The 25,948-nt window shown below is 60.6% G+C and carries 23 protein-coding genes and 1 pseudogene; 8 read left to right on the plus strand and 16 right to left on the minus strand.

Annotation, left to right across the window (positions count from 1 at the left end):
• Positions 1-22: 22 nt before the first annotated feature.
• Complete coding sequence (locus tag AB4N64_RS04800; protein WP_460122439.1) at positions 23-673, plus strand: response regulator transcription factor; 651 nt, start codon at positions 23-25, stop codon at positions 671-673.
• Between the two features lie 13 nt (positions 674-686).
• Here AB4N64_RS04800 and AB4N64_RS04805 read toward each other — a convergent pair whose 3' ends face one another.
• From AB4N64_RS04805 to AB4N64_RS04825, 5 genes are all read right to left on the minus strand, one after another.
• On the minus strand, positions 687-3,578 hold the full coding sequence (locus tag AB4N64_RS04805; RefSeq protein ID WP_460122441.1) for an ATP-binding protein: 2,892 nt from the start codon (positions 3,576-3,578) through the stop codon (positions 687-689).
• Positions 3,579-3,684: 106 nt separating this feature from the next.
• Positions 3,685-4,101, minus strand: coding sequence for an organic hydroperoxide resistance protein (locus AB4N64_RS04810; RefSeq protein WP_460122443.1), 417 nt, complete (start codon positions 4,099-4,101; stop codon positions 3,685-3,687).
• Between the two features lie 42 nt (positions 4,102-4,143).
• On the minus strand, positions 4,144-4,542 hold the full coding sequence (locus AB4N64_RS04815; RefSeq protein WP_460122445.1) for a sigma factor: 399 nt from the start codon (positions 4,540-4,542) through the stop codon (positions 4,144-4,146).
• 167 nt (positions 4,543-4,709) lie between these two features.
• Positions 4,710-5,459 (minus strand): creatininase family protein, encoded by a 750-nt coding sequence (locus AB4N64_RS04820; RefSeq protein ID WP_460122447.1) that lies wholly within the window; start codon positions 5,457-5,459, stop codon positions 4,710-4,712.
• Positions 5,460-6,756: 1,297 nt separating this feature from the next.
• Positions 6,757-8,364, minus strand: coding sequence for an ABC-F family ATP-binding cassette domain-containing protein (locus AB4N64_RS04825; RefSeq protein ID WP_460122449.1), 1,608 nt, complete (start codon positions 8,362-8,364; stop codon positions 6,757-6,759).
• Positions 8,365-8,669: 305 nt separating this feature from the next.
• On the opposite strand from AB4N64_RS04825, the gene AB4N64_RS04830 reads away from it, so the two are divergent.
• Positions 8,670-9,233: a DUF4174 domain-containing protein gene (locus tag AB4N64_RS04830; protein WP_460122451.1), complete on the plus strand. Its 564-nt coding sequence runs from the start codon at positions 8,670-8,672 to the stop codon at positions 9,231-9,233.
• A 93-nt stretch (positions 9,234-9,326) separates the two neighbouring features.
• On the opposite strand, the gene ampC is transcribed toward AB4N64_RS04830, so the two are convergent.
• Complete coding sequence (gene ampC, locus AB4N64_RS04835) at positions 9,327-10,493, minus strand: class C beta-lactamase (protein ID WP_460122453.1); 1,167 nt, start codon at positions 10,491-10,493, stop codon at positions 9,327-9,329.
• A gap of 160 nt (positions 10,494-10,653) precedes the next feature.
• On the opposite strand from ampC, the gene AB4N64_RS04840 reads away from it, so the two are divergent.
• Positions 10,654-11,529: a LysR family transcriptional regulator gene (locus AB4N64_RS04840; protein WP_460122455.1), complete on the plus strand. Its 876-nt coding sequence runs from the start codon at positions 10,654-10,656 to the stop codon at positions 11,527-11,529.
• Between the two features lie 63 nt (positions 11,530-11,592).
• Here the strand turns inward: AB4N64_RS04840 and gudD are convergent, their stop codons facing one another.
• Positions 11,593-12,936 carry a glucarate dehydratase gene (gene gudD / locus AB4N64_RS04845; protein ID WP_460122457.1) on the minus strand — a complete coding sequence of 448 codons (1,344 nt, stop codon included), beginning with the start codon at positions 12,934-12,936 and terminating at the stop codon, positions 11,593-11,595.
• 25 nt (positions 12,937-12,961) lie between these two features.
• Positions 12,962-14,287: an MFS transporter gene (locus tag AB4N64_RS04850; RefSeq protein WP_460126609.1), complete on the minus strand. Its 1,326-nt coding sequence runs from the start codon at positions 14,285-14,287 to the stop codon at positions 12,962-12,964.
• Between the two features lie 300 nt (positions 14,288-14,587).
• On the opposite strand from AB4N64_RS04850, the gene AB4N64_RS04855 reads away from it, so the two are divergent.
• On the plus strand, positions 14,588-15,304 hold the full coding sequence (locus AB4N64_RS04855) for a FadR/GntR family transcriptional regulator (RefSeq protein WP_460122459.1): 717 nt from the start codon (positions 14,588-14,590) through the stop codon (positions 15,302-15,304).
• Between the two features lie 13 nt (positions 15,305-15,317).
• Here the strand turns inward: AB4N64_RS04855 and AB4N64_RS04860 are convergent.
• Positions 15,318-16,079: pseudogene (locus tag AB4N64_RS04860) on the minus strand (methyl-accepting chemotaxis protein); the annotation flags it as partial.
• Positions 16,080-16,360: 281 nt separating this feature from the next.
• Complete coding sequence (locus tag AB4N64_RS04865) at positions 16,361-17,275, minus strand: DMT family transporter (protein WP_460122461.1); 915 nt, start codon at positions 17,273-17,275, stop codon at positions 16,361-16,363.
• 96 nt (positions 17,276-17,371) lie between these two features.
• Between AB4N64_RS04865 and AB4N64_RS04870 the strand changes: the two genes are divergently transcribed.
• Positions 17,372-18,235, plus strand: a complete 864-nt coding sequence (locus AB4N64_RS04870; protein ID WP_460122463.1) for a LysR family transcriptional regulator — start codon at positions 17,372-17,374, stop codon at positions 18,233-18,235.
• A gap of 10 nt (positions 18,236-18,245) precedes the next feature.
• Here AB4N64_RS04870 and trhP read toward each other — a convergent pair whose 3' ends face one another.
• Positions 18,246-19,571, minus strand: coding sequence for a prephenate-dependent tRNA uridine(34) hydroxylase TrhP (gene trhP, locus AB4N64_RS04875; protein WP_460122465.1), 1,326 nt, complete (start codon positions 19,569-19,571; stop codon positions 18,246-18,248).
• 162 nt (positions 19,572-19,733) lie between these two features.
• Between trhP and AB4N64_RS04880 the strand changes: the two genes are divergently transcribed.
• A complete protein-coding gene (locus tag AB4N64_RS04880) occupies positions 19,734-20,795 on the plus strand; it encodes an AI-2E family transporter (RefSeq protein ID WP_460122467.1) in 1,062 nt (353 codons plus the stop codon).
• Here AB4N64_RS04880 and AB4N64_RS04885 read toward each other — a convergent pair.
• The 3 genes from AB4N64_RS04885 to AB4N64_RS04895 form a co-directional block, all read right to left on the minus strand.
• Positions 20,792-20,974, minus strand: a complete 183-nt coding sequence (locus tag AB4N64_RS04885) for a hypothetical protein (RefSeq protein ID WP_460122469.1) — start codon at positions 20,972-20,974, stop codon at positions 20,792-20,794. The two genes, AB4N64_RS04880 and AB4N64_RS04885, sit on opposite strands and share 4 nt — an antisense overlap.
• Positions 20,975-21,086: 112 nt before the next feature.
• Positions 21,087-21,281, minus strand: coding sequence for a hypothetical protein (locus AB4N64_RS04890; protein WP_460122471.1), 195 nt, complete (start codon positions 21,279-21,281; stop codon positions 21,087-21,089).
• A gap of 235 nt (positions 21,282-21,516) precedes the next feature.
• Positions 21,517-21,888 carry a hypothetical protein gene (locus AB4N64_RS04895; protein ID WP_460122473.1) on the minus strand — a complete coding sequence of 124 codons (372 nt, stop codon included), beginning with the start codon at positions 21,886-21,888 and terminating at the stop codon, positions 21,517-21,519.
• Between the two features lie 190 nt (positions 21,889-22,078).
• Between AB4N64_RS04895 and AB4N64_RS04900 the strand changes: the two genes are divergently transcribed.
• A complete protein-coding gene (locus AB4N64_RS04900) occupies positions 22,079-22,897 on the plus strand; it encodes a shikimate 5-dehydrogenase (protein ID WP_460122475.1) in 819 nt (272 codons plus the stop codon).
• A gap of 119 nt (positions 22,898-23,016) precedes the next feature.
• Here AB4N64_RS04900 and AB4N64_RS04905 read toward each other — a convergent pair whose 3' ends face one another.
• Positions 23,017-23,661, minus strand: a complete 645-nt coding sequence (locus AB4N64_RS04905; protein ID WP_460122477.1) for a YceH family protein — start codon at positions 23,659-23,661, stop codon at positions 23,017-23,019.
• 208 nt (positions 23,662-23,869) lie between these two features.
• Here AB4N64_RS04905 and AB4N64_RS04910 point away from each other — a divergent pair, with 208 nt between their 5' ends.
• A complete protein-coding gene (locus tag AB4N64_RS04910; protein WP_460122479.1) occupies positions 23,870-24,379 on the plus strand; it encodes a DUF1993 domain-containing protein in 510 nt (169 codons plus the stop codon).
• 178 nt (positions 24,380-24,557) lie between these two features.
• On the opposite strand, the gene sstT is transcribed toward AB4N64_RS04910, so the two are convergent.
• Positions 24,558-25,778, minus strand: a complete 1,221-nt coding sequence (gene sstT, locus AB4N64_RS04915) for a serine/threonine transporter SstT (protein WP_460122481.1) — start codon at positions 25,776-25,778, stop codon at positions 24,558-24,560.
• Positions 25,779-25,948 lie beyond the last annotated feature (170 nt).

Raw genomic sequence — 25,948 nt, forward strand, 5'->3', positions numbered from 1 at the left:
TCAACTTTTGAGGAAATGTGTGGTGAACGCCAATCACGAGCCCGCCCCCAAGCCTGCGAACAACACGCCGATCGTGTTTGTGGTCGATGACGATATTTCCGTGCGAGAGTCGCTGGAGCTGCTGATCGGCCAGGCGCAGTGGCGGCCGAAGCTGTTTGAATCAGCGCAGGCATTCCTCGACCATCCGCGTCCATTGGTGCCCAGTTGCCTGGTGCTCGACATCAATCTGCCGGACCTCAATGGGCTGGATTTGCAGAATGCAATTGCAGGCGAGCGACCCGACATGCCGATCATTTTCATCACCGGCTACGGCGATGTGCCGCGCTCGGTGCGGGCAATGAAAGCCGGGGCCGTGGAGTTTTTGACCAAGCCATTCGACGATGAAGTGTTGCTCTCGGCCATCGCCGATGCGCTGCAAAGCAGTCGTGCGGCGCTCGATCGCGAGGGGGACCTGCGCGTATTGCGCGACAACCATGCCACCCTGACGCCCCGCGAGCACGAGGTACTGGACATGGTGGTGGCCGGGCGAATGAACAAGGTCATTGCCTCGGACCTGGGCATCAGCGAGATCACGGTCAAAGCCCATCGTGGCAAGGTCATGCGCAAGATGAAGGCCCGGTCCCTGGCCGATCTGGTGAAAAAAGTCGGGCAGCTTTCACCTCGGTCCGACTGAATCGGCCTGCCGCTCAGCCCGGCAGGCTTTGCCAGAGACGTTCCAGTTGACGCAGGTCGAGGCTATCGTAGCCCTCCGTCATCCGCTCACGACAGGCCGTCAGCAGTTCCCTGGCATCAGCCGGCTTGCCCTGTTCCAGCCAAAGACGCGCGAGGTCCATCGAGGTACGCAGTTCCCATGAGCGGGCGCCTTGCTGGCGACTCAGCGTGATCGATTCATCGAGCAGGTCATGGACGACACCGGGGGTAGCAGGCGCTAGGATCTTGAGAATATTTGCCTTGATCCGCAACAGCTCGGGCAGGGCGTAGGCATCGCCGCTGTGACGGCAGTGGCTGATCGTGGACTCGACCTGACACAAGGCTTTTTCATACTGACCATTCAACACCAGGCCTTCGGTCAGCGACGTTTCGAACGAGGTGGTCAGCAGTTCATAGCGCATGCCTTGCAGGCGGGCCAGGCTTTCCTCGAGCAGGGCCACGGCGTTGCCCGGCTGTCCGGCACGAATCGCAATCGCCCCTTGCACGCCCAGCGTCGCCGCGATGTAGGGCGCCAGGGCATTGGCCTCGGCGATCTTGCTGAAGGTCTCCAGGCCAGCCGAGGCCTTGTCCAGATCGCCGGTCCAGATGTGGATACACAGTGTCCAGACGAGGGCGATGCAATAGGTCACTGAATGGTCCAGCGCCGCAGCCTCGGCCTCGACCTGCTCGGCCCAGCGCCTGGCCTGATCGGGAAAGCCCAGCAACCAGAGGGTGCGCGCGAGTGCCAGCCCGGTGCGGTTGCGGTGGTCGAAACCGTAATGAACGGTGCTGCTGCGTTCGGACGGCAAGCTGTAGCGCAGGGACTTTTCCAGTTCCTTGCGCGCCAGCTGCTGATTGCCGAGCAAGTGGTGGGAGATGCCGGCCAACGAGGCGGCCACGGCAATGGCCTCGGGTTTACCGATCACATGACCGACTGCCACGGCTTGTTCAGCCCAGGCCAGCGATGAAGGGAAGTCGCCGATACGTTCGGAAAAAATCTGCAAGCGACCCAACAAGCGCAGTTGCGACCAGTGATCGCCGAGCGCCTGTGCGATGTCCAGCGCCCTGAGCAATGCCTTGTGCGCCGCGTCGCTGTTGCCACGGGTAAACATCAGCACCAACCCCAGAGCCGCCTGCAACTCCATTTCGGTGGGTGTGCCGAAATAACCCAGCTCCAGCAACTCGGTGGCGCGTGAACACCAGGCGCGGCACTCGACCATCAATGAAAAATGCAGGAACAACGGCGCGCTGGCCGCCGCCAAGGGTAGCGCGAGCCCGGGATCGCCCTGGGGGCCGAAGCTCCATTCCAGCGCGCTCCTGATGTTGCCGAGCTGGCAGGCAAGGCGTGAGCAACTGTCATAGATGTCGCCGGGCGTTGCCCCCAAATGATCGAGCAGTGCAGTGAAATAGGCGGCGTGCCTGAAAGACAGCGCATGGGCCTCGATTTCCCCGCGCACCACGAGTTTTTCCCGGGCATAGGCGCGGGTCATTTCCAGCAGACGATAGGTGGCCAGGGAACTGCCGTGATCGACGGTGACCAGGCCCTTGGCAGCCAGTTCATCCAGCGCCGCTGCGGCAGTGATCGAATCGATTTGTCCGTCCGCGAGAATGTGCGACGCGGCTTCCAGCGAGAACGGTCCGACGAAAATCGCCAAGCGATCAAACACCAACTGTTCCTGGGGGCAGAGCAGGGCGTAGCTCCAGTCGAGCATCGCGCGCAGGGTCTGGTGGCGCGGCAATGCGGTGCGCCGCCCGGACCAACCAAGGGAGAAACGCTCGCCGAGCAGGGCGTGGGTGGCTTGCACGCCGTGGCTCGCCACGCGCATGGCGGCCAGTTCGATGGGCAAGGCCATGCCTTCCAGGCGTCTGCACATGTCGGCGATCAACTGCGCATCGCCGGCTTGCAGCAGCAGGGCCGCATTGCCTGACGACGCGCGCTCGACGAACAGGTTCACGGCCGGAAACGCCAGCAGTTCTTCGACGCTCAGGGTCTGCGTCTCCCCAGGAAAACCTAATGGACTGAGCCAGTGAATGTGTTCGCCAAGGGCGCGCAGTGGTTCGCGGCTGGTGGCCAGCAGCGCCACATCAGGGGCTGCCTCGCGGATCTGTTCGACGATCGCCGACACGGCGTCGATGAGGTGCTCGCAGTTGTCGATGATCAGCAGCAGCCGCTGTGTCCGCAGATGCGCCAGCAGTACCTGCAGCGGGTCTTCGGCCTGTACGGGAATGCCCAGTGCCGCTGCCAGGGAGGACGTCACCAGCGTGGCGTCCTCGACCTGGGCCAGGTCGACGAAGCGCACGCGTTCGGATTGGCCGGCGCCAATGCGGTGCCCGACCTCGATTGCCAGGCTGGTCTTGCCGACCCCGCCCGGGCCGACGATGGTAAAGAGCCTGGGTTCCAGCGCTCGCTCGACGAGCATTTGCGCGTCGTCGTCGCGCCCCACGAGTCGAGCCCTTGGCGGCAGGTTACCGACGCTGCCAAGTCGTTGTTCGCCTGTGATCGAGGGCATGGCTGCAATCGACGGATGCTGGCTGACCTGCAAGCGTTCAATGGGGGCGACGAAGGCGTAACCCACGCCTACTTGCGTGGAGATGTACCGCGCGCCGTCTTCGCCATCCCGGAGGATCTTTCGCAGGCCGGTCATGTGAAAACGCAGGCTGCCTTCGGACACCACGATGTTGGGCCAGACCAGCTTGATCAGCTCGTGTTTGGACAGTACACGACCGGGACGTTCCAGCAAGGTGATCAGCAGGTCCAGGGCCCGTCCGCCGATCTCCACGGCGTGGCCGCGTCGGGTGAGCAGGCGCTTGCCCGGCGTGACGCAGAAAGGACCGAAGGCGAGTTGCAGGTTCAGGGATTCATGCAAATCGTCCGGGGCAGACTCCACAGGGAAGGCTCTCTGAAAAGTGGGCTGTGTGCTAGTCTGCATCATAGGGGTTTTGGTTCAACGTTCAAGTGCTGCGAGGGTGCCGGGAGAGCGGCACCGCAATCGATCAGACCAGGCGGAGGTCGACGTCGATGTTGCGGCGAGTCGCCTTGGAGTAGGGGCAGTTCTGGTGCGCCGCCTCGATCAGTTGCCGGGCAATGTCCGGGGCAATCTCTGGCAGTGAAACGGCGAGCCGGGCTTGCAGGAAAAAGCCCTGTTCACCATGCATCAGATCGATCTGGGCATCGACTGCGGCGTCCATCGGAAAGCCGATTTTGCGAGCGTTGCAGGCGTGACGCAGAGATCCCAGGAAACACGCCGACCAACAGACCGCGAACAATTGCTCGGGGTTGGTGCCCTGGCCCGGCGCACCGGGGGCGGAGAGTGTGAGGTCCAGTCGGCCGTCCTGGCTGCGTCCCGTCCCTTCCCGCCCCCCGGTGGTGTGGGTATGGCCGGTGTAAAGGACTTTTTCGACATTGATCATGGAGACTTCCTGATAGGCGCCAACGAGATTCGCGATGGACTTTCAAATGGCCCGCGGGGATTGATGGCCGTTCAACAGGAGGTTGCTGGCCACCGGAGTAACGATCTGCGCGCCACGCTGGCTGCGCAAATGCTCGAGCAGGGTGTCGCGGGCCGTGTCGATCAACCACGCGCGAAACGGAGTGTTCACATCGTAATCGGCGCGGCGCCGATACAATGTCATGAACGCCTGTTGCACCAGGGTGTCGACGCTGTCGCGCTCGACCCGTTCGGCCTGGACCTGGCCTTCGAAAAACGCCAGCAGCAGCGGGGTGACCGTGGCGATCAGTTGCAATGAGGCGGGTGTGTCGTGTTCCAGGACATCGTCCATCAACGCGCACAGTTCGGCGTTGGCGGGACGGTGGACTCTGTCGAGGCAGCTACCGCAATAACGTTCGGCCATGATCGGATCCCTCTTGAGCCATCAGTTCGACTGGGCATGCCGGACGCCCGATTATCGGGGTCGGCATGCCAGCAGTGGTCAGACTCAAGAGTGATACCGCAGGGCCAGGATCACCAGTTATGTGCTGTTAGCGCTTGTTAGCTGTGGCACATGGCTGATACGACGTTCTAGCGCGGCGCTTGCTCGCTGCTGAACAGATCCAGTTCGCGGATCAGGCCCTGCGCGGCCAGCATCACCAACTGGTGGCCTTTTTCCGGCGATGCCTGGGCCGGGTCAGAACCCATGCGGCCGTCGGGGTGGCGGGCGCGAAAGTCATGGGCTTCGCGGATCGGGCCCCAGTTGGCGATCGGCGGCGAATAGGGCGCCGACTTGATGGAGTCCGGGTAGGCCCACTGGGTCACGGCAATTTCCGAAGGCGTGGCATGAATGCCGTGGCCGGTCGGGAATTGCTGGTTGGCCAACGCGGTGACGCCTTCCAGGTCCCACCAGTTGCACAGTTTCAACGAGAACCCTGCCGAACGGCGGGCAAAGCTGGCTTCGGCATAAAGCTCGGAGAACGCCGCCTCGATCGAGGCGATGTTGCCGCCGTGACCGTTGAGGAAAAAGATCTTCTCGAAACCATGGGCCGCCAGCGAGCGCACCCAGTCGCCGATGGCGGCGATGAAGGTCGAGGGGCGCAGGGTGATGGTACCGGGGAACCCAAGGTGATGCTGGGCCATGCCGATGTTGAAGGTCGGAGCGATCAGGATATCCGCGGTTTTCTGTGCTTCGTGGGCGATGATCTCCGGGCACATCCAGTCGGTGCCCAGCAGACCGATCGGGCCATGCTGCTCGTTGGAGCCAATGGGAATGACGATGGTGCGCGAGCGCTCGAGAAATTGCTCGATCTCGGACCAGGTAGACAGGGGTAGTAACATTTCAGCCTCGCTAATCGACGGCTCCTGGCGGAGCGTGGGACATCTTGGGGCGTGACAATGTCGGGTGCAGATCCCGATTGCCCGCACAACCATGACAGCACGGGGGATACACGCAGGACATTACACGATGGTGTCGATGGGCTTGTCGAGGCGTCGAACCGTCGCGATGGTCGTCAACGATGACGCTGGCTGTCTGGATGCCCGCGGTGGCTGGGCTGACATCGCGAGCAAGCTCGCTCCTACAGGGGATCGTGCTCGGCTTTTGATCTTGATCTTCTGTAGGAGCGAGCACGCTCGCGATGGTCGTTAACGATGACGCGGGCTGCCTGGATGCCCGCGGTGCCTGGTCTACCATCGCGAGCAAGCTCGCTCCTACAGGGGATCGTGCTCGGCTTTTGATCTTGATCTTCTGTAGGAGCGAGCACGCTCGCGATGGTCGTCAACGATGACGCGGGCTGCCTGGAGGCCCGCGGTGCCTGGTCTACCATCGCGAGCATGCTCGCTCCTACAGGAATCGTGCCCCGCTTTTGATCTAGATCTTCTGTAGGAGCGAGCACGCTCGCGATGGTCGTTAACGATGACGCGGGCTGTCTGGATGCCCGCGGCGCCTGGTCTACCATCGCGAGCATGCTCGCTCCTACAGGAATCGTGTTTCGCTTTTGATCTAGATCTTCTGTAGGAGCGAGCACGCTCGCGATGGTCGTTAACGATGACGCGGGCTTCCTGAAGGCCCGCGGTGCCTGGGCCACCATCGCGAGCATGCTCGCTCCTACAGGGGATCGTGCTCGGCTTTTGATCTTGATCTTCTGTAGGAGCGAGCACGCTCGCGATGGTCGTTAACGATGACGCGGGCTGTCTGGATGCCCGCGGCGCCTGGTCTACCATCGCGAGCATGCTCGCTCCTACAGGAATCGTGTTTCGCTTTTGATCTAGATCTTCTGTAGGAGCGAGCACGCTCGCGATGGTCGTTAACGATAACGCTGGCTACCTGGACGCCCGCGGTGTCTGGGCTACCATCGCGAGCATGCTCGCTCCTACAGGGGTCGTGTTTCGCTTTTGATCTAGATCTTCTGTAGGAGCGAGCACGCTCGCGATGGTCGTCAACGATGACGCGGGCTGCCTGGAGGCCCGCGGTGTCTGGGCTACCATCGCGAGCATGCTCGCTCCTACAGGAATCGTGTTTCGCTTTTGATCTAGATCTTCTGTAGGAGCGAGCACGCTCGCGATGGTCGTTAACGATGACGCTGGCTGTCTGAATGCCCGCGGTGGCCCGGCTACCATCGGAGCATGCTCGCGCCTACAGGATTTGTATTTCCCAGGTGTGGCTGTGCAGGTGCAGGAGGTGGGTGAGTTGCAAGCGCGAGAGGAGGTCTTCGTCGTGGGAGGCGATCATCAAGGCGCCCTGATATTGGCTCAGCATGGTTTCCAGCGCCTGTAGCGACGCCAGGTCCAGGTGGTTGCCCGGTTCATCCAGCAGCAACAAATGCGCAGGTTCGTCGGCGTAGAGCACGCAGGCCAGGGCGGCCTTGAGGCGTTCGCCGCCACTGAGCGACCCGCTGGGTTGCAGCAGTTTCCCGGCATCCAGGTCCAGGTGGGCCAGGCGCGTACGCAACTCGCCCTCGCTGCTGCGGTGGTTCACTTGCAATAACTGTTCGAGCACCGACTTTTGCGGGTCCAGGGTACTTGTCTGTTGATCGAGCCAGGCCACCGGCACCTGCACCGAACATTCCCCCGATTGCGGCTGCAATTGCCCCGCCAGTACCTTCAACAATGTTGACTTGCCCACGCCGTTATCGCCCATCACGCCAATGCGCTGCCCGCCGCCAATGCTCAGGTCGATTGCGCAGGCGCTCTCAGGCCTGAAGGGCAGTCGCAATGCCTCAAGCCTGGCGACCTGACGGCGATGGGGCGATGAATCCTGAGTCGAATACAAACGAATCAACGCATCTTGCTCGACCTGTTGCGCTGCCTCGCGCACCTGTCGGTTCATCTGTTCGCGAGCGGCGGCTTCCTGGGTCCTTGATTTACCCAGACTGTTCTCACTTTGCTCCTTGCGCCGCCCCAGCAGAATCGGCGCCTGATTGGCCGCGCGTGCACTGCGGTTGCCCTGGGCGTTTCGGCGTTCCTGACGCTCGCGCTGTTCGGCCATCACCTGCTCGCCGCGCTTGCGTTCGTGCTTGCGCTGCTGCAATAGACGCGCGGCGTTTTCACGTTCCAGGGACTTGGCCTGCTGATAAAAATCGTAGTTGCCGCCATAGCTTTGCAGGCCCAGAGACGACAGTTCGACGATGCGCGACATACGCCGCAACAACTGCCGGTCATGGCTGATCACCAGCAAGCCTTTGGGCCACTGGCTCAGTTGATTCATCAAAGTCAGGCGACTGGCGCGATCAAGGTGATTGGTCGGCTCATCGAGTATCAGCCAGTCAGGGTTGGCGACCCAGGCTCCCACCAGCGCCACGCGCATGGCCTGGCCACCACTGAGCTTCCCGGCAGGTTGCTCAAGCGAAAGGTGGCCCAGGCCCTGAGCCTGCAACTCGGTCTGCACAAGCCTGCGGATATCCCAGCGATCCGCGACGATGTCGAAATCCGCAGGCTCGACACTGCCGGCTTCGATACGTTGCAGGGCCGCCAGCACTGGCTCGACACCCATCAGATCGGCAACACTTCGGGTTGTATCGACCTGTTGCGTCAGGTAGTGCACAGAGCCATCGCGCACGCATCGGCCACTGCTGGGCTCCATCTGGCCGGCCAGTATTCGCGCGAGCAAACTCTTGCCCACACCATTGCGGCCTACCAGGCCAGTGGCGTGTTGATCAAATTCAATGCAAAGATCGGAAAAAACAACCCGGCCATCGGGCAAGGTCAAGGAAACGCTGTCCAGCGTCAGGCGGGAATGGGGCATGGGTGTTTCTCAATGGATGCCAGCGATCACTTCCCCACAGAATGGGAAAACATGAAGTCGGGACCGTCAAACAGGACGGCGGCATCAATTGCGCATCGGACGAACACCTCACAGGAGCCAAAGAGCGTCGATTATGGAAGGGCCTGACCGGGAAGGGCAACCACCGATTGTCAGCATCGGCACTGGTTGCGCATTGACTGCCCTGACCTAAGCTTGGGACATGGCGAAACACAATTGCGGTGCTCACCCGGAACGAACGCCGCGATGCGCAATCACTAGAGCGTGGATATCAAAAGGAGATGCGCATGCTCATCAGGTCACTGACCCTGACAACCTTGCTGGCCTTCGCCGGTCCCTTGCTCGCTGCTGATGGTGATTCGCCGTTGGATGTCCAGAAAGGCCTGTCCCGACCGCTGATCGTCATCGCCCAAAGCACGGTGGACCCTGTCTGGGTCAACCTGAAAAAATCCCTGGAAGACCCGGCCAACAAGCAGGGGATCGCTGATCGCAACATCAAGGTGTACAGCGTGCTGAACATGTCCGGCCAGCTTGATGGCAAGGACATCGGCCAGCAGGACACCATGGCGCTGATTCGTGCGTTGAAACTGGGGGCGGGGGCGTTGCCCAAAGTGATATTGATCGGTAAGGACGGCGAGAAGAAGTTCGAGAGCTCAGGTGAAGAAGCCAAATCTACGGACTTGAAGAAAATCTTCGATACCATCGACGCCATGCCCATGGCCGAGAAGGAAGCCGCAGCCGCCGCGCCACCTCCTCCCGCTGCCGAACCGGTCCCGGCCAAAGGTGCGAAGAATGCAAAACCCGCCAAGCCGGCGAAACCGTCCAAGCCGCCCGAGCAGCCGGATGATTGAGCGGGCGTGAGTCCCGACCTATTCGTCGATTCGTGAACCTCCTGCAGGTTGAGGGGCAGGGGGTATCTGGGCTCAGCCCGTCCATTCCTGAAATCAATGACCCAATGCCTCCAATACCGCATGGGCGATTTTGATTCGCTCGGCATTTGGATAATTGCGGTTGGCCAACATCACAATCCCAATCTGCTTCGCGGGAACATACGCGACATAGGCGCCAAATCCGCTGGTTGAGCCGGTCTTGTTGAACAGTGCATCCTGACGAGGAGGTTGGGGAGGATTGAGCCATCGCACCGGGTTGGCCTCATAGGCCATCTGCGCCGAATTGCCCGCCAGCAAGGTATCGAGCTTGACCGGATAAGGATAGAACTCCCAGCCCAGACCCTGAGTCGTGTCGCCTACCTGGTAGTAGCCGGTGTGGGTGAGGGCGATGGCCTGTTGCAAGGGCTTTTCCAGTTGCGCCGGTTGCATGTTCGCCTGGACGTAGCGGATCAGGTCCGCCGCGCTGGTCTTCACCCCATAGGCTTCCGAGTCCAGCGCTCCCGGGCCGACCCGTACCGGCTTGTCATCCTTGTTGTAGCCCTGGGCGTAAAGCCCCAGTTGATCCTGCGGGACCTTGAGGAAGGTGTGCTTCAGACCGAGTTTGGGCAACAGGGTTTTTTCCATGGCCTCATCGAACGGCAAGCCAAGACCTTGCGCGGCCAGGTAACCGAACAGCCCAAGACTCGGGTTGGAGTACTGGCGATGGCTGCCCGCGGCGTACACCGGTTTCCAGTGTTTGAAATAGCCGACCATCCTGTCCGGCGTGTCCGCCTCGGCGGGAAACTGCAACGGCAACCCACCGCCGGAATAGGTGCCCAGTTGCAGCACGCTGACGTTATCGAACGCACTGCCTAGCAGGGCGGGCCAGATCTGGCTGGCCTTGTCGGTCAGGGACAGTTTGCCACTGGCCTGGGCGTATGCGGCGAGGGTAGCGGTGAACGTCTTGCTGACCGAGCCGATCTCGAACAGTGTGTTTTCGCTGACCTTCTCACCGGTTTCCTTCGAGGCTACGCCGTAATTAAAGTAATGTGGCTTGCCGTTCACGGTGACGGCGACTGCCAAGCCAGGGATGCCTTGCTGCTGCATGAGTGGCCTGACGATGCTGTTGACTGTCGCTTCAATCTGCGCGTCCGTTGCATTTGCGGCCATGCCGTACCCTGTGCTGAGGAGAAGTCCGAAAGCGCTGTAGGATAAGGCCTTGCTGAGCTTTAAGTTGTGCATGCGTGCGCCGCTGTCCATGAGGTTTTTGTCAGGTGTGCCCGTTCGGATCAAGCGATTCCCAAGGGGCCGCCAATGAGCGTGGCGAAAATCTATTCACTTTTCCGCCATGGGACAAACGATGTTATTTGGGTCTGATCATTAGAAAAATTTGGGAGTCCGCATGATTCGCCCGCAATTGCCACTCAATGCGCTTCGCGCCTTCGAGGCATCGGCCCGGCATCTGAGCTTCACCCGAGCGGCGGTGGAACTGTGTGTGACGCAGGCGGCGGTCAGTCATCACGTCAAGAGCCTGGAAGCCCAGCTCAAGGTGACACTGTTTAAACGCTTGCCCCGGGGGCTGATGCTGACCAGTGAAGGGGAAACCCTGTTGCCGGTGCTGCGTGAGTCTTTCGACCGCATCGCCGCCACACTGGAGCGTTTCGAGGGAGGGCATTTTCGTGAAGTGTTGACGGTGGGGGCAGTGGGGACGTTCGCGGTGGGGTGGCTGATGCCGAGGTTGGCGGACTTCCAGGCGAAATATCCCTTCATAGATCTCCGCCTGTCGACCCATAACAATCGTGTGGATGTTGCCGCCGAAGGTTTGGACTATGCGATCCGCTTCGGTGCCGGGGCCTGGCACGGCATTGAGGCGGTGCGCCTGATCGAGGCGCCGTTGTCGGTGTTGTGCGTACCGCAGATTGCCCGGCAATTGCAGACTCCGGACGATCTGTTGCAGCAAACGTTATTGCGTTCCTACCGCACGGACGAATGGCCGCAGTGGTTTCAGGCCACCGGTCTTGCGCCCCATGTCGCGCCGCCGCGCAGTATCGTCTTCGACTCTTCACTGGCGATGATGGAAGCGGCACTGCAAGGCGCGGGGGTGGCGTTGGCACCCCCGCTGATGTTCGCCCGGCAATTGACGGCCGGGGCCATCGAGCAACCGTTCGCCATTGGCATCACCACCGGCAGCTACTGGCTGACACGTTTGCAGTCTCGGCCCGAAACCTCGGCGATGGCGGCGTTCAGAGGGTGGGTATTGCAGGCTGCCCTGTCTTGACCCAATCCCCGTAGCAGCGAGCTTGTCGAGGCGTCGACATGCTCGCTGCTACAGAGGTGTGTCTCAACGCACCAGGCACGGCCGCTTGTTATCAAACTTCCACCCCGGAATCAGGAACTGCATCGCCACGCTGTCATCTCGCGCTCCGAGCCCCATGCCCTTGTACAGCTCGTGGGCCTTGGCCAACTGATCCATGTCCAGCTCGACGCCCAGCCCAGGTTTGTTCGGCACCTGTACGCAACCACCGACGATCTGCAGCGGTTCGCGAGTCAGGCGCTGACCGTCCTGCCAGATCCAGTGCGTGTCGATGGCGGTGATGTCGCCCGGTGCCGCGGCGGCGACGTGGGTGAACATGGCCAGGGAAATGTCGAAGTGGTTGTTGGAATGCGAGCCCCAGGTCAGGCCCCACTCATGGCACATCTGCGCGACCCGAACCGAGCCCTGCATGGTCCAGAAGTGCGGATCGGCCAACGGGATGTCCACCGATTGCAACTGGATGGCGTGCCCCATTTCCCGCCAGTCGGTGGCGATCATGTTGGTGGCGGTTTTAAGGCCGGTGGCACGGCGGAACTCAGCCATGACTTCGCGTCCCGAGTAACCGTTTTCCGCGCCACAAGGGTCCTCGGCGTAGGCCAGCACTTGATGCTGATCGCGGCACAAGCGAATCGCTTCCTTGAGTGACCATGCACCGTTAGGGTCGAGGGTAATGCGCGCCTGCGGGAAGGTTTCGGCCAGCGCAGTCACGGCTTCGATCTCGGCATCGCCGCTCAGTACGCCACCTTTGAGCTTGAAGTCCTGGAAGCCATACCGCGCGTGAGCGGCTTGTGCCAGGCGCACCACTGCCTCGGCGGTCATGGCCTTTTCGTGACGCAGGCGAAACCAATCGTTGTCAGCGTCCGCTTCGCTGCGATAGTCCAGATTGGTCTGTTCCCGGTCGCCGACATAAAACAGGTAACCGAGCATCTTCACTTCGTCACGCTGCTGGCCTTCGCCGAGCAGGGCGGCCACCGGAACGTCCAGGTACTGGCCGAGCAAATCCAGGAGCGCGGCTTCCAGGCCGGTGACGGCGTGGATGGTGATGCGCAGGTCGAATGTCTGCAGGCCGCGACCGCCGGCATCTCGGTCGGCGAAGGTCTGGCGCACCTGATTGAGAATCTTCTGATAACTGCCGATCGGACTGCCCACCACCAGCGAGCGGGCATCTTCCAGGGTCTGGCGAATTCGCTCGCCGCCCGGCACTTCGCCGACGCCGGTGTGGCCGGCGTTGTCCTTGAGGATCACCACGTTGCGAGTAAAGAAGGGGCCATGGGCGCCGCTCAGGTTGAGCAGCATGCCGTCGTGGCCGGCTACTGGGACCACCTGCATGCTGGTGATGATCGGGGCTTTGGCGGTGTCATGTGCGGTCATGTTGTTGTCCTTATCAGAGGCCATGTCAGGCGTGCTGTGGCGCAGGTTTTTCAGCAGCCACCGGCGGTGCGGTTTTGGGTGTATTGCGGGCCGCGAAAACGATGATTGCGGCGATGATCGAAGTGGCGGCCAATCCGTACAACCCGCCCTGGATCGAGCCGGTGTGTTGTTCCAAAAGGCCAAAAGTGGTCGGCGCGACGAAGCCGCCGAGGTTGCCCACCGAGTTGATCAGCGCAATCACCCCGGCGGCGATTCGCGCATCCAGGTAGGCCTGGGGAATCGGCCAGTACAGCGAAGACGCGGACTTGAAACCCAGCGCCGCGAAACAGATGGCCACGAATGCGAAGATCGGCCCGCCCGTTGTGGACATGAACATCCCGGCTGCGGCGATCAGCAGTGCCGCAGCCACCCAGGCTTGCTGGTGTTTCCATTTCGTCGACAGGGAGGCAAAGGCGTACATGCCGACGATCGACAGTAACCACGGGATCGAGTTGAACAGGCCGACCTGAATGTCGCTGAGGTCGCCCATTTTCTTGATGATGCTCGGCAGCCAGAACGTCGCGGCGTAGATGGTCAACTGGATGAAGAAATAGATCAGGCAGAACAGAATGATCTGGCGATCCTTGAGCAGCGTCCCCAGGGAGGGTTTGACCGGTGAGGCGGCTTCGCGGGCCAGTTGTTCGGCGTCGATGGCCTGAACCAGCGCGTCCTGTTCTTGGCGGTTCAGCCATTTGGCGTCATGGGGCTTTGAATCCAGCCAGAACCACACGAACACGCACAGGCCTACCGAGAACATGCCTTCAATGAAATACATCCATTGCCAACCGTGCATCCCAAGCCCGTTGATTTGCAAGAGCAGCCCAGACAGTGGGCCGGAGATCAGCGATGCCACGGCCGACCCACTCAGGAAAATCGCGATGGCCTTGCCACGCTCGGCGCCGGGCAGCCAGCGAGTGAAGTAGTAGATCACCCCCGGAAAGAAACCGGCTTCCGCCACGCCCAGCAGAAAACGCAGGATGTAGAAGTGGGTTTCGTTCTGGATGAAGGCCATGCTGGCGGCGACCAGGCCCCAGGTCAGCATGATGCGAGTCAGCCAGACTCGGGCACCGACTTTTTGCAAAAGCAGGTTGGAGGGGACTTCGAACAATGCATAACCGATGAAGAACAGACCGGCACCGAATCCGTAGGCGGCAGCGCCGATACCCAGGTCGTGTTCCATGTGAGTGCGGACGAAACCGATGTTCACGCGATCGATGTAGTTGACGATGAACATGATGACGAACAGGGGCAGAACGTGGCGTTTCACTTTCGCGATGGCGGATTGCAGGACCGGATTGACGCCGTCGTGCATCCCGGTAAGGGGTGTGTTCACTTGATTGTCTCCCACTGATTATTTTTATGCGGGGTATTGCTGGGTGCTGCTTGTTGAGAGACATCATACAACTGCGTTTTTTTGTTCTGCAAGGGGTTGCATCCCAGTAATCTTGGGTTTTATCGGGATACCCCGTCTTTTTGTGGTTTTGTTTTCAGTGTTTTTTGGCGGCTTACGGCGAGTTTGTTGAGTGTTGTCATACAAGTTGGCGCGTGTTTATTCCGGCTTCCGCTCATCCGCAGTGCTACGATGGCGTCAATTGCGCTTTCGGATGAGCCCATGCAAGAAGAACTCGACGCGCCTGCCCGCAAGCGCACTCACAACCTGGCTCATGACCTGGTGAGCAAGTTGACCCAGAGCATCCTGCTCGGCCAGATGCTGCCGGGGGACAAGCTGCCATCGGAAAACAGCATCGTTGCCGAGCACGGCGTCAGTCGCACGGTGGTGCGCGAGGCCATCTCGAAGTTGCAGGCGTCGGGGTTGGTGGAGACGCGGCACGGCATCGGCACCTTCGTCATCGAACGTGCGCCGGAGCAGGGGTTGCGGCTGAATGTCGACACCGCACTGGGAGTGCGCAGCATCCTGGAATTGCGTCTGGGCCTGGAAACCCAGGCCGCAGCGCTGGCAGCCACGCGGCGAACCGATTCGCAACTGGTCCAAATGCGCCAGGCCCTGGACGATTATCAACGTTTGCTGGCCAACAACGACAGTTGCGTCGAGGCCGACCGGCGCTTTCATTTGTTGATTGCAGAGGCCACCGGCAACGCCTGTTTCAGTGAAATCATGCAGCACCTGGGCAGCGCCATGATTCCCCGCACCCGGGTCAACGCCGTCGAACGCGGCGCCACGGATCTGAGCAAGTTGGGACAGCTTGCCAACCTGGAGCATGAGGCCATTCTCAATGCCATCAAGCGCCAGGACGCCGATGCGGCGCGGGCTGCGATGTGGCTGCACCTGACCAATAGTCGCGACCGGTTTCTCGCCGCTCGCGACTGACGTGCACTGACGGCTAGGCCATCTTGAACCGGTTGACCAGTTGTTGCTGGTATTCGGCCAGGCGGGCCAGCTCCTGGCTGGTGATCGCCGTCTGCTCGGCGCCGGCACTGACCTGAATCACCAGGTCATTGATCTCGTTCACGTTGCGGTTGATGTCCTCCGACACCGCGCTCTGCTCTTCGGCAGCCGAGGCGATCTGAATGTTGCGGTCGTTGATACGGGCGACGCCGTCGGCGATCTCCACCAGCAATTCACCTGCGCGTTCAACTTTGCTTGCGCCGTCCTGCGCCTTGTCGAGCGTTTCCTGCATGGAAATGACCGCGTGATCCGACCCGGCTTGCAGGTTGCTGATCATCTGCTGGATGTTGCCTGTGGATTCCTGGGTTTTCTGCGCCAGGGTGCGCACTTCGGAGGCGACCACGGCAAAACCGCGACCGAACTCTCCAGCCCGGGCCGCTTCGATTGCTGCGTTCAGTGCCAGCAGATTGGTCTGTTCGGCGATGCCGCGAATAACGTCGAGCACCGAGGAAATCGCGTGGCTTTCATCCTTGAGATTGCCGATGATCTGCGCGGTGTCCTCGGCTTGGCCTGACAATTGGCGGATCAGGCTGATGGTGCTTTCGATCTCGGCGCGACCTTGCTCGGTGCTGAGGTTGATCTGCCGCGACATCTGCGCAGCGTCGTTGGTGCTTTGCGCGACTTCACGCACCGTGGCGCTCATTTCATTGATCGCGGTAGCGACCTGTTCGGTGCCCTGGCGCTGCTGGTCAACGCTCTTGCTCGATACAAACAGGCCCGACAGCAATAGAAACCCGAGAAGGGGCAGTGCCAGGATCAATAGCAGTTTCAAACGTAGCGGGGCATTTTTCAGCATGGCCCTTAACCCTCATTCCAATTAAATTCATTGAGGCGCTCAGTTGTCGTACCGCTATTTTTATCCGCGCACACCTGTGCTCGATGTTACGGCAATGGCTAAGTGCTATCGCCTTGAATCTGGCGCCAATAGTTTGCCTGGGGGGTCAATGTCCGATTGCTTTGATATGGATCAAAAAAGTGTCATTTATCACAGGTAGTCGATGAGTCGATGATCAGAGTCTTGCGCTCCAGGTTCAGCGCCAGCACGCTGATCAGCACGACCAGGGCGCCGACGACGATCATCAGGCTGGGGCGCTCGCCCAAGGCGAAAGACGCCATCACCATCGCTGTCGGTGGCACCAGGTACAGGGTCATCGTCGCCCGACTCAGGTCAACGTGCGCGAGCACGAATGCCCAGGCAAGATAGGCGAGCGCACTGGGAAACACGCCCAGCGCCAGTACAGCCAGTTGCACACGGGCGGGTGCGGTGGCCACTTGCGCCGCCAGCCCTGGCAGGTACACCAGCAGCAACACAGTTCCGGACCACACCGTGTAACACACGAGTGTCAGCCCGCTGTAACGCGCGCAATGAAGTTTCTGCAAGGCAAAGTAAAGACTCCAGGACAGCGCGGCGAGCAGGATCAACAGACCATGGGCGTCGAGGCTGCCCAAACCACGGTCACCTGCGACCACGATCATCACGCCGATCAGCCCGAGCAATACACAGCCCCAGCGCCAGGCGCTCACCTGATCTTTGAAAACAAACCGTGCCAGCAACGTGCTGAACAGGGGGGTCGTTTGCGCCAGGACACTTGATGCCCCGGCTCTCACGCCTTGCTGGCCGAAGTTGATCGCCACGTGATGCAGGCTCACGGCAAAAAAGCCGAGGCCGAACAGCAGCGGCACATCGCGCAGGCATGGCAGGCTGATGCCCTTGATCAAGGCGATCAGGGCCATGAGCGCAGAGGCCAGCACAAACCGCAGCAGCGCCAGGTGTCCGGGGTCGTAAGCTTGCAGGCCGATGTGAATGCCGCTGGGAGAATACCCCCAGCACGCCACGACAAAGGCCATGGCCAGGGTGATTTTGAGGGGGGAAGCAGTGGCGAGCGTTGACATGGTCGGGCACCGGTTGGCAGATGCCTGGAGTATCGTAAGGCGAACCATTCGCCACAACTGACTTATACTGCTCAAAACGTTCACTCTAGGTGATGTATGGAGCTGGCCCAGATTCGTATGTTCAAGACCGTTGCCGACGTGGGCAGCATCGCCCGCGCGGCTGAGTTGCTGCATTGTGTGCCGTCGAACGTTACGGCGCGGATCAAGGCACTGGAGGCAGAGTTGGGCGTCGCGTTGTTTTTGCGCGAGGGCAGGGGGCTGCGCATCAGTGCGTCAGGGCAGACGTTTCTGGCTTACGCCTCGAAGATCCTTGCGCTCACCGCCGAAGCCAAGCGGGCATTGGACCCCGCCGCCGAGCCGTCCGGCCCGTTGCGCATCGGGGCAATAGAATCGTCCGCGACGGGTCGCTTGCCGCGTCTGCTGGCCAAGTTCCACAAGCGTTATCCGGCGGTGGCGTTGGAGCTGACGACTGGCAGTTGGGGGCAACTGCTCGATGACACGGTTGGACATCGGCTCGACGGAGCGATAGTCGCGGTGGATGTCGAGCGCTCGCACCTCAAGCGCACGCCGATGTACCGCGAGGACTTGCTGTTGATCGCCTCGACATCGATGGGGCCGGTGCGTGACATCAACGACCTGCGGGACAAAACCGTGTTCATGTGGCCCCAGGGCTGCCCTTATCGCGCGGCGTTGGAACACTGGCTATTGCGCCAGGGCCATGCACTGCCGATTGTCAGCCTGGCCAGTTACGGCGCGATTGTCGGTTGCGTGAGCGCGGGGGCAGGCGTTGCGTTGGTGCCCAAGGGCGTTTTCGATCAGTACGCCAAGGGCGCCGGTTGCGCGGGGTACGAATTTCCCGACCTGACGGCCATCGACAACCTGTTTTACTGGCACGAAAACGCCGGGGTCCACCCGGCGCGAGAGGCGTTTGTGGCAATGTTGCGTGAAGAGTTTGCGTGATGATGTGGGGTCAGGGCTTCGCCACATCTCGCATCAACAATCCATACGCCAAATCCACCGTTTCCGGGATCGGCAGGTACACCGTGTGGCCATCACCCGGCGCGACGTCGATGGATTCGCCCTTGAGGTTGTGCAACTGGTGCAGGTCGAAATGGACGTTGCCGTTGGGGGTCATCAATTCCATGTGATCACCGAGGGCGAAGCGGTTTTTCACTTTCACCTCCGCCAACCCCTCACGCCTTGAACCGGTCAGTTCGCCGACGAACTGCTGGCGCTCCGACACCGAACTGCCGTTCTGATAATTCTGGTACTCGTCATGGACGTGGCGGCGCAGGAAGCCTTCGGTGTAACCGCGCTGAGCGAGGGATTCCAGGTGGGTCATCAGGTTGCGATCGAATTCACGCCCGGCCACGGCATCATCGATGGCCTGCCGGTAAACCTGGGTGGTGCGCGCGCAATAGAAATGGGATTTGGTGCGGCCTTCGATTTTCAGCGAGTGCACGCCCATGCGGGTCAGGCGTTCGACGTGCTGCACGGCGCGCAGATCCTTGGCGTTCATGATGTAGGTACCGTGTTCGTCCTCGAAGGCGGGCATCAATTCGTCGGGGCGATTGGCTTCCTGCAACAGGAACACCTGGTCGGTCGGCGCGCCGATGCCCAGCGTGGGTTCGGGCTCGAAGGTCTGGACGATATCGCCGACGACGTTTTCTGCCGCCTCCTGCGCCGAGTATTTCCAGCGGCAGGCGTTGGTGCAGGTGCCTTGGTTGGCATCGCGCTTGTTCATGTAACCCGACAGCAGGCAGCGTCCGGAGTAGGCCATGCACAAGGCGCCGTGGACAAACACTTCCAGTTCCATGGCTGGCACTTGTTGGCGAATTTCCTCGATTTCCTCCAGCGACAGCTCCCGCGACAGAATGATCCGGCTCACCCCTTGCGACTGCCAGAACTCGACGCTTGCCCAGTTGACCGTGTTGGCCTGCACCGAGAGGTGAATCGGCATCTGTGGGAAATGCCGGCGTACCAGCATGATCAGGCCGGGGTCGGACATGATCAGCGCATCCGGCGCCATGGCAATCACCGGCTCCAGATCCTTGAGGAATGTCTTGAGCTTGGCGTTGTGCGGCGCGATGTTGACCACCACGTAGAACCGCTTGCCCTGGCCCTGTGCCTCGCGGATGCCGAGTGCGAGGTTGGCGTGGTCGAATTCGTTATTGCGCACTCGCAGGCTGTAGCGCGGCTGGCCGGCGTACACGGCGTCGGCGCCATAGGCGAAGGCATAGCGCATGTTTTTCAGGGTGCCGGCGGGGGCGAGCAGTTCGGGCTTGGCGAGGGTCATGGGCGTGTCGATCGCAAAAGCCGGGCAGGGTAACGGCCTTGCCTGCGGGTTTCATTGATCTGGATCTATGCTTGGTGAACAAACCGATGGCACTCGCGCGAACCGTGGTGGACTAAGCAACAGGACGCGACCTGCGTCGCCTTGGACTGACATGGATCGGACATGAACGAACAGACGGTACACAACAAGTCGCTGGTGGTCCTGCTTGGACTGGTGACGGCGGCTTTTATCTGGATTCTGCTGCCGTTCTACGGCGCGGTGTTCTGGGCGGTGATCCTTGGCATCCTGTTTGCGCCCATGCAGCGGCGGCTGCAGTTGAAGCTGGGATGGCAGCGCAACTTTACGTCAGCGCTGACCTTGGGCATCTGCCTGGTGATCGCCATTTTGCCGATGATCATTCTCGGCATGTTGTTGGTCCAGGAAGGCGCTACGGTGTACAAGCGCATCGAAAGCGGCGAGCTGGACATCGCCGGTTATGTCACGCATTTCAAGCACAGCCTGCCGGCGTACTTCCAGCATTTGCTCGATCGGGCCGGGGTCGGTGAGCTGGAGGGACTGCGCGAGAAAATCATCAAGAGTGCCGTGAGCGGCAATGAATTCATCACCAGTCAGGCGTTCAGCTTCGGCCAGGGCACATTCGATTTCCTGGTGAGCTTCTTCATCATGCTCTACCTGCTGTTCTTTTTTCTGCGCGACGGTGCCGAACTGGCGCGCAAAATGCGCACCGCCATACCGCTGGAAGAACACCAGAAGCGCCGTTTGCAGCTCAAGTTCAATCGGGTGGTGCGGGCCACAGTCAAGGGCAACCTGGTGGTGGCCATGACGCAAGGTGCGCTGGGCGGGCTGATTTTCTGGTTTCTCGATATTCCCAGCGCGTTGCTCTGGGCGGTGCTCATGGCGTTTCTGTCGTTGCTACCGGCCGTCGGAGCGGGGATTGTCTGGGCGCCGGTGGCGGCGTTTTTCCTGTTCAGCGGGGCGATTTGGCAGGGCGTGGTGCTCGGGCTGTTCGGTGTGTTCGTGATCGGCCTGGTGGACAATGTGTTGCGCCCGATACTCGTGGGCAAGGACACCAAGATGCCGGATTACCTGATTCTCATCTCGACGTTGGGTGGCCTGGCCATTTTCGGCCTCAACGGCTTTGTGATCGGGCCCCTCATCGCGGCACTGTTCATGTCGAGCTGGGCGATTTTCATCGAAACGCAACCGCGGGTGCAGTTGCCTTAAGCGCTGAATCGCTCGGTGTCGAGGCGTCGAGACAAGGCCTGGGCGGCATTGAGCGAGGTGAGCGGACCGCTGATCGGTTCGCCGTCCTGCATCAAATACCAGCAGGCGAGCAAGCCGACCTCCCTGAGCGAGGCGGGAACGGCGCTGCCGATAACGGACATGATTTTAACCTGGGACATAAGTACCTCCATCAATCTATGGAGCTACATTACGAGCCTGGTGCCTGGACGAGAAATCAACGCTTTCAATAGTGGTCATTGATGCAAGTGAGGCCAAGCGACCGTCTGTCGGTCAATCCACTACAAGATCCAGCAGGTGCATCACTTCCTGCTCGTTGAGCAGGCCCTTGCGTACCAGGTTTTCAGCCATCAGCGAAAGGAACTTGGCGTTGCGATGACCCTCGAGCTGCTTGAGTTCGGTCAGGGCGCTGTACACCTTGTCGCAAGTGCACAAGCTGGTATCGCGATGGGGGTTTTGCGTGGGCATGGGCTCGTCCTTGTTGTTATCAAGCAATTGTGGGCGGACAGAACCAGCTTGCGGACCTGTCATGACAAAAATATGAACGCCTTGCCCAACCGGCACTGTCCCGACAGCGACCTCGACGAAAGGTATTCAGACCTTGGCGATGAATGGTTGCGAAAAGTCGAAGCGGCGAGTCCATCCAATACGGATCCACAGGCCTAAAAAAGCCCTGCTTGAGGCAGGGCTTTAATTGAGGTTGTTACCAGCGGCCGTATCCATGTGGCGGGCCATAATAGCCACGGGGCGGGCCGTAATAACCACGCGGCGGCCCGTAGTAGACCGGAGCCGGGCGGTAATAAATGGGTTGTTGTACGTACACCGGCGCTGGCTGGTAATAAACCGGTGGCGGCGGTGGTGCGTAATACACCGGCGCCGGCTCTGCATAGACAGGTTGCGGAGCGACATAGACCGGGCGGTTGCTGTTGATAATGGCCGAGCCGACGATGGCCGACCCGACGATCGCGCCAAATACCGCCGGACCTTGCCAGCCGCCACCGCCATGCGCTTGAGCCTGTCCTGCGACAGCCAGAGCGCCGATCAGCAGGGCCACTGCGGGGATTTTACGGATCATGATAGTTCCTCGATTCTTCAGCCCGGCGCCGGTGTCTGCGATAGACCCAGGGATTGTCGCGGGGATACCTATAAGACAGCGCTTCTTCGAAATTCTGCACAGCCGTTGGGTAAATTTTGTGTAAGGTCTGTACCGGTTTTTTTACATCGCACTGCCCGGCGCAGGCGCGTACCCATGAAGGAGATGTCTCATGCAGATGAACCCCAACAAAGACACCCAACTGTGCATGTCCCTGTCTGGGCGCCCTGGCAACTTCGGCCTGCGATTCCACAACCATCTGTACGAGCAGTTGGGCTTGAATTTCTATTACAAGGCCTTCAGCAGCCAGGACCTGACCGGCGCGGTGGCTGGCATCCGCGCACTGGGCATTCGCGGGTGCGGGGTGTCGATGCCGTTCAAGGAAGCGTGCATTGCACTGGTTGACGAGTTGGACGCCTCCGCCGCAGCCATCCAATCGATCAATACCATCGTCAATACCAACGGCCACCTCAAGGCCTACAACACCGATTACATCGCTGTCGCGCAACTGCTGGACACCCATCGGGTGCCCAAGGACTCAACCTTTGCCCTGCGTGGCAGCGGCGGTATGGCCAAGGCCGTAGCCAGTGCGCTGCGCGATGGCGGGTACAAGAACGGCTTGATCGTCGCCCGAAACGAAAGCGCCGGGCGCGCGCTGGCGCAATCGCTGGGTTACGAGTGGCAAGCCGAACTGGGGGCGCGCAACCCGCAAATGCTGATCAATGTCACCCCGATCGGCATGGCTGGGGGACCCGAGGCCGATCAACTGGCCTTCGACGCCGAGACGATTGCAGCCGCACAGACGGTCTTCGATGTGGTGGCTGTTCCTAGCGAAACACCGTTGATCGTGCGGGCGCGCGCCGAAGGCAAGCGGGTGATCACTGGCCTGGAAGTCATTGCGATCCAGGCGCTCGAGCAGTTTGTGCTGTACACCGGGGTGCGCCCGACGGTTGAGCAGTTTGAAAAGGCCGTGGCGTTTGCTCGGGGGTGATTCTGTCTGGTAGTGATGCGGTGGCTGTACCGGCCCCATCGCGAGCAGGCTATCGGTGATCCCTGTGGGAGAGAGCCTGCTCGCGATGGGGCCGGGACAGTCAACATCAGAACATCAGGTTATTCCAGCCGCGCCAACCGTTCTTCCAGCGCCGCAATCCGCGCTTCCAGTTCTTCGATCCGCTCCAACGAAACACCACCGCCAGCGCTGCGCTCGGTCGGGTTCTGGCGGGCGGCGAGGATCGCTTCGATGTCCGCCGGATCGCCCAGAGCGTGGGTATAACGATCTTCGCGCTGCCCGGCCTGGCGCGGGATCAGTACGGCCAGACCTCGGGCGATCAGGCGTTCCAGTTGGTGCACCACCTGTTCGGCATCTTCGAAATCATGCATGCGCCCACTGCGGGTCAACAGCTCGTTGACAGTCTGCGGTCCGCGCAGAAACATCAATCCGGTGAGAATCACCTGGGCTGGCACCAGTTCCAGCGCCTTATCGACTTTGTGTTCCCAGCGGTCGGCACGGCTGCCCATGACCAATTTGGCAAAGCCTCGACCTTCGAGAGCGCGCAGGCTCTGGCCGACCTGACCTTGAGTCAGGTTCATCACCGGTTCACGACTGGTTTTCTGATTGCAGGCAATGACCAGCGCATTGAGCGTCAGCGGATAGGTTTCCGGGCTGGTGGCCTGCTTCTCTATCAACGAGCCCAGAATGCGGATTTCCGTGCTGTTGAGCCGTGGCTCTTCGAACGTGGTTTCTTGCTCACTCATGAGGCTGCGTCCTTACGCGATTCATAATCTGATCCTGCTGGCATGCACTTTAGGCCGGCGCGCGCCAATGGCAACTGAATTCGCAGCAAACAGTCATCAAAACGCCATTGTTTCATGCCGTTATTTTTATCTGCGGGCAGACGCCGCAGGATTCGCAGCTCGCTATAATCGCTCCCACGTTTCACTCCTGTCATCACACGAGACTGCCATGACCATTTCCCTGTACGACGCATCCATTCCGGTTTTCAAGCAAATGCTCACCGCCCTGAGCGACGTCCTGCACAAGGCCGAAGCCCACGCCACCGCCAAAAACATCGACGCCAATGCTTTCCTGCAAGCGCGTCTGTTCCCGGACATGTTCCCGCTGGTGCGTCAGGTGCAGATCGCGGTGGATTTTGCCAAGGGCGTTTCCTCCCGCCTGGCCGAGGTTGAAGTGCCGAAGTACGACGACACCGAAACCACTTTCGCCGAGCTGCAAGCGCTGTTGACCAAGGTTCTGGCCTACATCGACGAGATCAAGCCTGCGCAGATCAATGGCAAGGAAGGCATCGAGATCGTGACGCGTCCGGGCACGCCAAAAGAGAAGCGCTTCAGCGGCCAGGCTTACCTGCTGAGCTATGGCTTGCCGCAGTTCTTCTTCCACGTCACCACCGCCTACGCGCTGCTGCGTCACAATGGCGTGGAAGTGGGCAAGCGGGACTATATGGGCGCGTTCTGACGCACACCCATTGCTCTGTAGGAGCGAGCTTGCTCGCGATGGTGGTTAACGATAACGCAAGGAAACTGACACCCTGCGGTGTCTGAACCACCATCGCGAGCAAGCTCGCTCCTACAGAAAGCAGAAAGCCAAAAAAAACCGCAGCCAATTGGCTGCGGTTTTTTTTCATCCGTGCAATCTAAGCCTTCTGCTCTTCACCCAGGCAAGCCGCCGCCGTGAACAACACATCAGTGGACGAGTTCAGCGCAGTCTCTGCCGAGTCCTGCAACACACCGATGATGAAGCCGACCGCCACCACCTGCATCGCGATTTCGCTGGGGATCCCGAACAGGCTGCACGCCAGGGGAATCAACAGCAGCGAACCGCCCGCCACGCCCGATGCGCCGCAGGCGCAGATGGCGGCGACGACACTCAGCAAAATGGCGGTGGGAATGTCCACGGCGATGCCCAGAGTGTGCACCGCCGCCAGGGTCAGGACGGTGATGGTAATCGCCGCGCCCGCCATGTTGATGGTCGCGCCCAGTGGGATCGACACCGAATAGGTGTCTTCGTGCAGGCCGAGGCGCTTGCTCAGCTCCAGGTTGACCGGAATGTTCGCCGCCGAACTGCGGGTGAAGAACGCGGTGATCCCGCTTTCGCGCAGGCACATGATCACCAGCGGGAAGGGGTTGCGACGCAGTTTCCAGAACACAATCAGTGGGTTCATGACCAGTGCCACGAACACCATGCAGCCCAGCAGCACGGCCAGCAGGTGCACATAGCCGATCAGCGCGCCGAAACCTGAAGTCGCCAGGGTCGAGGCCACCAGGCCGAAAATCCCGAGCGGTGCAAAACGGATCACCAGGCGCACGATCAACGTCACACCGTTGGAAAGGTCATCAAGGACCTCGCGTGTGGTGTCGCCCGCGTGGCGAATCGCGATGCCCATGCCGATAGCCCAGGCCAGGATTCCGATGAAGTTGGCATTCATCAGCGCACTGACCGGGTTGTCCACCACGCTCAACAGCAGACTCTGCAACACTTCGCTGATGCCACCCGGCGCGGTCACGGCGACATCCTGGGTGCTGAGCACCAGGCTCGACGGGAACATCATGCTGGCGACAACCGCTACGACCGCCGCGCCAAAGGTGCCCAGCAGATAAAGGAAGAGGATCGGCCGGATGTGGGTTTCCTGGCCGTGTTTGTGATTGGCGATCGACGCCATCACCAGGACGAACACCAGGATCGGCGCGACGGCTTTGAGCGCCGAAACGAATACCTTTCCGATGAATGCCGTGGACTTTGCCACCTCTGGCGCCAGCAGGGCCAGGGCAATACCAGCGATCAGGCCGATGATGATTTGTGAAACCAGGCTCAAGCCTTTCAAGCGTTGCAACAGTGAAGGGGACGAAGCAGTCATAAAACAACATCTCTGAATGTTCAGGTGGTCGCGACATCGAGGCCGATCGCGAGCTGATGAGCAGGGGGTGGAAATCGCAGGGCGCGGATTTTATCACAGCGCCAGTCGTGGTCTTCCATCAGGCCCGTGACCAACTGTCACCCGATGAGCACCTGATTTGCAGGTTGGTG

This window comes from Pseudomonas sp. S2_C03 (genome assembly GCF_054668405.1).